This window comes from Acinetobacter sp. TWP2-2-3 (genome assembly GCF_049896445.1).
Lineage (GTDB): Bacteria > Pseudomonadota > Gammaproteobacteria > Pseudomonadales > Moraxellaceae > Acinetobacter.
The window spans coordinates 277127-284566 of the sequence record NZ_JAFCUI010000004.1; the positions used below are offsets into that span (position 1 = coordinate 277127).

Below are 7440 nucleotides of genomic sequence, written 5' to 3' on the forward strand. Positions count from 1 at the left end.
GGGAATGGTGACTTATTCATGAAAATAATGAAGGATCGTCGAGTCTGGGCTGGATCGGTTGCGCTTGTAGTATTGGCCAGCAGTCAGGCAGCATTTGCTGCACCAACAGACTATGTCATGGATGTACAAATGGTCCCGGCCTTATGTAGCTTGTACCCGGAATATGCCAAGAAGCGAAAATGTCTGGAAGGTTATTCGCTGAATATCTCCGGCTTATATCCTCAGACTACATCACAAAATTGTACGACCAATAGCTCCGCGAAACTGTCACCACTGCAGTCCAAGGTAGTGGCCAGGATCATGCCGGATGACAATACCCGGACAATTTTATGGCGCAATATCGGTGGCTGCGTGCCGATGAATGCCAGTCAGTATTTCCGGACGATTATCAATTATGCAGATCGTCTTAAAGTGCCTGCGGAACTAACGGAACAGGAAAATATCACGATTTCTGTCGATACATTGCGAGCCAAATTCCTGAAAATTAATCCGCAATTACCGGGCAATGCCTTGCGATTCAACTGCCAGCAGACTCAGTCAGCTAGCGTGCTTACCTCGATCAAGGTCTGTTATCGCCCCAATGGCAATTACAAATCCTGTCCTGCCAACATTATTAATACATGCCCAAAAACTGTCACAATAAAAGGAACATACTGAGCTTTTTTGCCGATTTAATTTATATTTCCTATCAGACTTTAGGTGAAATCCGTCCTCTTTTATATGCATCTGGCAAAGGATTGGAGTACAATCTTTCGCGTTTACGATTATTAGATTAAATACTAACTATTTAATCGCATTGAATATCCTCAATTGGAGATAATTAGATGAAGCAAGCAGTTCGTGTTGCCGTTACTGGCGCTGCAGGTCAAATTGGTTACAGCCTATTATTCCGTATCGCAAGCGGCGAAATGCTAGGTAAAGATCAACCAGTGATTTTGCAATTGCTCGAAGTTCCTTTTGAGAAAGCTCAGCAAGCGCTTAAAGGCGTAATGATGGAGCTTCAAGATTGTGCATTCCCATTACTAGAAGACATGATCGGTACTGATGATCCTAAAGTTGCATTTAAAGATGCTGACTACGCGCTTCTAGTTGGTTCACGTCCACGTGGTCCAGGTATGGAACGTGCTGACCTGCTTAAAGTGAACGGTGAAATCTTCATTGGTCAAGGTCAAGCATTGAACGAAGTTGCGAGCCGTGACGTTAAAGTTCTAGTTGTTGGTAACCCTGCAAACACGAATGCTTACATCGCAATGAAATCTGCTCCAGATCTCCCAGCGAAAAACTTCACTGCAATGTTACGTCTTGACCACAACCGTGCTGCATCTCAAATTGCTGCTAAAACTGGTAAAGCGGTTAAAGACATCAAAAATCTTACAGTTTGGGGTAACCACTCTCCAACCATGTATGCTGACTACCGTTTTGCAACAATTAACGGCGAAAGCGTTAAAGACATGATCAACGACCAAGAATGGAATGCAAATACATTCCTTCCGACTGTTGGTAAACGTGGTGCTGCGATCATCGAAGCACGTGGTTTGTCTTCTGCTGCTTCTGCTGCTAACGCTGCAATCGACCATATGCGCGATTGGGCTCTTGGCACAAACGGCGAATGGGTAACAATGGGTATTCCTTCTGACGGTTCTTACGGTATTCCTGAGGGCGTAATGTTCGGTTTCCCTGTAACAACTGAAAACGGTGAATACAAAATCGTTCAAGGCCTAGAAATCGACGAATTCAGTCAAGAGCGTATCAACTTCACGTTGAACGAACTTGAAGAAGAGCGCGCAGCAATTGCTGACATGCTTAAATAATTTGATCTGAATAGATTAAGTTGAAAAAAGCACTCCATTTGGGGTGCTTTTTTTATATCACTCACTTTAATCAACAAAAAATAACAAGCTGTGAAGGAGAGACAACTGAGTTTTCGCTATGAGCCATCTAAGGTAGAAACAAGATTATAGATAAAAAGATGGAGGTTCAGATGTTAGAGCAACGCGCCACCTTCGAACTTTTCTTTGAACAATTGGGTTTGGATTCGAGTCCGGAAGCGATTGACGAGTTTATTAGCACGCATCAAATTGGTATGGATGTGCCACTGCATAAAGCTCCTTTTTGGAGTAAATCACAGCATGACTTTCTGATCAGTCACTGGAAGAAAGATGATGACTGGGCCATTTTTGTCGATGTGTTAAATGAACAATTACATATTGAGGCAGAGGGTTCAGGTTCCTGTGACATACCGAGCCATAAATCAACCTAAGAATTCGAATCTCAACACTCTCATAATTTAACGCTACGATGGAGACTATTTATGCTTATGGAACAACAGTTAACTTTAGAATTATTATTTGAACAATTGGGTTTGCCTTCTGATGAAGCCTCAATTACTCAGTTTACCCATACCCATCAATTGCCATCTGAAGTGGCATTACCGGATGCCGAATTCTGGAGTGAGGGACAAAGTGCCTTCCTGCGTGAACACTGGCACCAAGATGATGAATGGATTGTCATTATTGACAAGTTAAATCAGCTTTTACATGTGGAAAGTGACAAGCAGAGCACTTAAATGCATTCGTACAAAATGAAACAACAAACCTAGTCAAATGACTAGGTTTTCTTTGTCTTATCTTATAAGTTAGATCTATAAATAATTACAATTTATCTGATATAAGGAGGGCGCGATGCTCGCAAAGAACCAACCATCCTTAGAGCTCTTGTTTTCTCAGCTCGGTCTCGCCAATAGTCCTGCGGCTATTGAATTGTATGTACGCACCCATCAACTGCCAGCAGGGCTGTCCTTGCATGATGCGCCATTCTGGAATAAAGCCCAGCGTTCTTTATTAATCAGCCATTTGGTACAAGATGATGATTGGGCAATTTGGGTCGATGAACTGAATCAGCAACTGCACATGGACGCTTATAGACGTCAACCTGCTTGATCATTTTTCCTATATTTTTCTGATATTTAAAATAAGATGATATAGCTTGTATTAAAAAACGCCTCATTTGAGGCGTTTTTGTTCTTTGGCTTAATGCATTTTGCTTTTTAATATTTTGTTAAACCATTCGTGCTGACGATAATCATTAAATGCATGATGCTGCTGTAATAATTCCAGCTCAAATTCGGCAGTGGTAGTGTATTTACCTAACCAGTGGCGGGTCAGGGCCGGCTCATTTTTACTGGCACTGGCATAGGCCAGAAAGAAATAAATGTCCCCATGTTCATAACTGGCCATTGGCTTTAAAATTTGCTGAGTAATCAGGGCGAAATGGTGCTCTTTGGTCAATTCAAAAAACATCATATAAGCCTTGGCCAGATGCAAAGATAGGTTGATATACATGCGCAGCGGCATTTCTTCAAATTCTACCCGGCCTTGTTCCAGCAACACTACGGCTTCTTGCAGGAAATGTCGCTGTTCCTGACGCAGGTCACTTAAAGTCACCAGCTGTAAACGAAGATCAGCACGTTCAAGCGTTAATTCCGGCGTATTGCCTTTTAAATACAATTGGTCAGTTTCACCCAGACGTTGAATAATCTGTTTGGTCGTTAATCGCATCAACGCAATCCTCATTTCTCAATAATGGCTATATGAGGTTAAAAATTAAAATTTAAAGCGGCAGCGTGTCTTAGAGTAGTGAGGTATCACTTCTTAGCCAGGCGGTAATGGATAGGCGTTGCTGTTTAGAGATTAAAACTTCATGTAATAAATCGCTCTGGAACAGCGCCATTCGGTTCGGTTTTGGCTGGATAATATGCCACTGGCCATGTTTGTCCTGCAGGCGTAGTTCACCGCCCCAGTCCTTCTGCCATTGTTCATGTAAATAATACACACTGGAAATCATCCGGCCATTTTTATCTTGAGGATTGTCGCGGTGCAGGGTATAGAACTCACCCGCGTGATAGCAAGCGAAATGTGCTTCGACATCTTTGATGCCTAAATAAAACGCGCGGTTTAAAACTTGAGAAAATTGTTGAAGAGTTTGGATGTGTCGGTGGGAAATTTGAAATTCAGGTTGTAACCAAAGAATATGATCACTACGGATGTTGTTAACGACACCATTTTGAATGGCTGCATTACGAAATTCGTTTAAGTGGCTTAAGCATTCTTGACTCACTGCATGTTGATATTCGCTAGAGTACGCATCGTCAACAATACTAAAGCCATGTTGATCTAAATCATCTAAGATTTGATCAACATTCCAATCCCCTGGGATGATAACTGCTTCCATTTTTTCAATTCTCGATAGTGTGGTAAAAAAAGGTCCGCTATTTTAGTGCAATAATCGTTTCTGAACGAAATAGTTTTTCATGTTAAAATAGCAATTGATCTTAGGAATAATTGAAACATGAATTACCGTCACTCTTACCACGCAGGCAACTTTGCCGATGTCATGAAGCACGTTTTATTGCTTCAGTTGTTGACTCGACTGAATGCAAAAGACAAACCTTATCGCTATGTAGATACACATGGTGGTGCAGGTAAATATGATTTGTCGACTGCCGAAGCGCAAAAATCAGGTGAGTTTTTAAACGGTATTCATCGTCTTATTAAGCTGGATGATTCGATCAAGCGTAATGCACCTGAAGGCGTACAACAATACTTGAAAATTGTTGAAAACATGCGTGAAAACTTTGGTAAGGGTGCTTATCCGGGTTCACCGTGGTTTGCCCTGGAAGGTATGCGCGAGATTGATAAAGCGACCATTTTTGAAATGCAGCGTGATGTATTCCAGCAACTTCGTCATAATATTTTTGACAAGCGTGCCGGTTTGCATGAACGTGATGCATACGAAGGTTTGTTAGCTGTCATTCCACCGAAAGAAAAACGTGGTCTGGTGATGATCGATCCGCCATATGAACTGGAGCGTAAAGATTTCCCGCAGTTGGTTGAGCTGCTGGTTGCCGCGTATAAGAAATGGCCGACAGGTGTATTCGCCGTTTGGTATCCAATTAAAGACCGTGCCATGATCGAACGCTTCGAGAAAAAAATGTTCAAGACCGGTATCCGCCGTCAACTGGTGTGTGAAGTCTGTGTATGGCCGGATGATACCCCAGTAGGCTTGAACGGTTGTGGTTTGCTGGTGATTAACCCACCTTGGAAATTCTCTGAAGATGCAGATGAAGCACTACAGTGGTTATTCCCGCATCTTCGCATGAGTGAAAATGGTGGTCACGCTGCAGTTCGCTGGTTAGTGGGCGAGTAATTTTTTTAAAGATCAGGTCATAGCTAGGATCGACAAGAATGACAAATATAAGCAAACCGGAACGCGACTCTTCAACTGAAGTGCCTTTTGATGGCATCACCTTTGAGGTAGAAGAAGAGGAGCATACCCAGGAAGGGCAAAAAGTTAAGCGTCGAGGCATCTATCTATGGCCGAACCTGATTACAACGGCAGCGTTGTTGTCAGGTTTCTATTCGATTATTGCCAGTATGAATGGTGATTTTCAACAAGCGATTTATGCGATCTTTATTGCGGCATTACTGGATGGATTGGATGGCCGTGTGGCACGTGCGATTGGTGCACAAAGTCCGTTCGGTGAACAGTTTGACTCGCTTTCTGACATGCTGGCTTTTGGTGTAGCTCCCGCTATTTTAATGTATAGCTGGGGCTTAAGCGATTTGGGCCGAATCGGTCTGGCAGCATGCTTTGTTTATACTGCTTGTGCTGCGTTCCGTCTGGCGCGTTTCAATGTACAGATTGGTGTGGTCGATAAACGTTATTTTATTGGTGTGGCAAGTCCTCTGGCTGCCATCATGATTGTGTCATTGGTCTGGGTCGGTCTGGATTTTCCAGAAATCTTTGATATTCGTGAACCTTCTCTTCAGGTCATTAATGCAGTGGTCATTATTGCGGTGGGCTTGTTGATGATTTCCAATATCAAATACTATTCATTTAAAACTGTAGAACGTAAACGGGTTCCATTTTTTGTCCTACCAATTGCCGTATTCGTCTTTGCAGCGATGACTTATAATATTCCTGTCGGCATTCTGGTCATTTCTATTCTCTATGCCTTGTCTGGTTTTATCACCACCTTTATGGCAAAAAGATCGAGTACATTATAAAAATATAAGGAGTCTGAGATGCGGTTTCTTCAAGATTTTCTAGATCGTTCGAAACAGCTAAATCAGACTCCTGCTGTTTCGCGCTATCCCGCCTATCATGGTCCTACCTCAAAATATAAAATTATTCATCAAGGTTTGATGATCCCCGGGCTTCCGGCACCGCTCTATTATTTAAACTTTATGAGTATTATCGGGCAACCCAATGCACCCATGCTGTCAAACCCGAGCGCAATCGAAACCACAGCCTTAGATACCGCCACCGTGATTTGCAGTTCGAGTCCGCATATGGTGGGGCAATTACATCACTACTCGGTCAAGCAGGACTGTCATTTTAAATCAGGTCTGTTTCAGTTTCTAGATCGGGAGCAATTGAGCGGAAGTTTTCCAAATTTTCGTTTGCAGCGTTCTGACTCGGAACTCAGTTTTGATTTAAATATTCAAACCACTCAACTGATTTCTCATTTTACCCAAATGCGGTTTTCCTTGGCAGATCACTGGTCTTTGCTATGTCATTGTCAGGGAACGGTGAACTATAAAGCGCAGCAATATACGATCGATGGTCTTGGAAGCTTTGAATACGCGCGGAGTTTTAACTTTCCTTATCTACCTTTGGCCTTCCTGACTTATCAAATTATTAATCTCAGTGAAAAGAGGCAACTGTTGTTGGCGCAGATTCGGGATGGTTTTAATCGTATTGTTCAGTCGCGGATATATCTCCGTGATTTAAAAAACATGCGGACCCAAATGTTCGATCGAAAAGTTTATTTTAAAGTTCATCGTGTTTATCCGTGTGTCACGACACCCAATCGGCAAAGTATGTATTTGCCGCGCGAATTTGAATGGTGTTATGAAAATGCAGACGGTACTTGTATCTGGGTACAAGGTCAAAGTCGTGGAGATTTTAAATTTGGCCTGGCAGCGGGCTATGTAGGAAGTTTTAGTTATCAAGTGAAAATAAATGAAGAAACTGAAAATGGGGAAGGGGGTTATTGTGAATATATAGATTGCCGGCCTTTACGCTTTCAGGAACAGAATAAAACTGAAAAAAGATTAAGTCATTTATCCAATTCAGTCCCTTTACTGCTCAAGAAATGAAAAAAATCGCGATTTTTGTAGAATAAATAAACAGTCGTGATATTTTTGCTGAATTATTTAAGAATAGGGGTTGTATTGGGTTGGGAATACTGTAGAATGCACATCCATCGGCGGTGATGAAGATTAAAACTTCTGATAAAACAGTAACTTAGTTAAGATTGATTGAGTTGGGTTTTATTTGATAAGTTTGAAAAATAGTTTTCATTACTGGTTGACTTTCTAGAGATAGAGAGTAATATAGCCGACCTAGCTTGCTGGTGACGAATCAGCAAGAAGATCA

At 42.0% G+C, this 7440-nt stretch carries 10 protein-coding genes; 8 read left to right on the forward strand and 2 right to left on the reverse strand.

From position 1 onward, the window contains the following. Positions 1 to 18: 18 nt before the first annotated feature. The 5 genes from ACP7AK_RS08410 (at position 19) to ACP7AK_RS08430 (ending at position 2939) form a co-directional block, all read left to right on the forward strand. Positions 19 to 657 carry a ribonuclease T2 family protein gene (locus ACP7AK_RS08410; protein WP_373683237.1) on the forward strand — a complete coding sequence of 213 codons (639 nt, stop codon included), beginning with the start codon at positions 19 to 21 and terminating at the stop codon, positions 655 to 657. Between the two features lie 167 nt (positions 658 to 824). Next, on the forward strand, positions 825 to 1811 hold the full coding sequence (locus tag ACP7AK_RS08415; RefSeq protein ID WP_004645103.1) for a malate dehydrogenase: 987 nt from the start codon (positions 825 to 827) through the stop codon (positions 1809 to 1811). A 170-nt stretch (positions 1812 to 1981) separates the two neighbouring features. Next, the gene (locus ACP7AK_RS08420) at positions 1982 to 2260 is read left to right on the forward strand and encodes a DUF2789 family protein (protein ID WP_004645104.1); all 279 of its coding nucleotides are present in this window, start codon (positions 1982 to 1984) and stop codon (positions 2258 to 2260) included. A gap of 51 nt (positions 2261 to 2311) precedes the next feature. Then, a complete protein-coding gene (locus ACP7AK_RS08425) occupies positions 2312 to 2566 on the forward strand; it encodes a DUF2789 family protein (RefSeq protein ID WP_425879525.1) in 255 nt (84 codons plus the stop codon). Positions 2567 to 2681: 115 nt separating this feature from the next. Beyond that, the gene (locus tag ACP7AK_RS08430) at positions 2682 to 2939 is read left to right on the forward strand and encodes a DUF2789 family protein (protein ID WP_004645106.1); all 258 of its coding nucleotides are present in this window, start codon (positions 2682 to 2684) and stop codon (positions 2937 to 2939) included. Between the two features lie 90 nt (positions 2940 to 3029). On the opposite strand, the gene ACP7AK_RS08435 is transcribed toward ACP7AK_RS08430, so the two are convergent. Together ACP7AK_RS08435 and ACP7AK_RS08440 are read right to left on the reverse strand one after the other, a co-directional pair. Next, positions 3030 to 3557, reverse strand: coding sequence for a hypothetical protein (locus ACP7AK_RS08435; protein WP_425879527.1), 528 nt, complete (start codon positions 3555 to 3557; stop codon positions 3030 to 3032). Between the two features lie 70 nt (positions 3558 to 3627). Continuing rightward, complete coding sequence (locus tag ACP7AK_RS08440) at positions 3628 to 4230, reverse strand: 2OG-Fe(II) oxygenase (protein WP_425879529.1); 603 nt, start codon at positions 4228 to 4230, stop codon at positions 3628 to 3630. 117 nt (positions 4231 to 4347) lie between these two features. On the opposite strand from ACP7AK_RS08440, the gene ACP7AK_RS08445 reads away from it, so the two are divergent. The 3 genes from ACP7AK_RS08445 to ACP7AK_RS08455 are packed head-to-tail and all read left to right on the forward strand — an operon-like array spanning position 4348 to position 7160. Continuing rightward, a complete protein-coding gene (locus tag ACP7AK_RS08445) occupies positions 4348 to 5205 on the forward strand; it encodes a 23S rRNA (adenine(2030)-N(6))-methyltransferase RlmJ (protein WP_004281423.1) in 858 nt (285 codons plus the stop codon). A 38-nt stretch (positions 5206 to 5243) separates the two neighbouring features. After that, complete coding sequence (pssA, locus tag ACP7AK_RS08450) at positions 5244 to 6065, forward strand: CDP-diacylglycerol--serine O-phosphatidyltransferase (protein ID WP_004732196.1); 822 nt, start codon at positions 5244 to 5246, stop codon at positions 6063 to 6065. Between the two features lie 18 nt (positions 6066 to 6083). Continuing rightward, entirely contained in the window at positions 6084 to 7160 is a 1077-nt protein-coding gene (locus ACP7AK_RS08455) for a DUF6670 family protein (protein WP_425879532.1), read from the forward strand. The last annotated feature ends 280 nt before the right edge of the window (positions 7161 to 7440 follow it).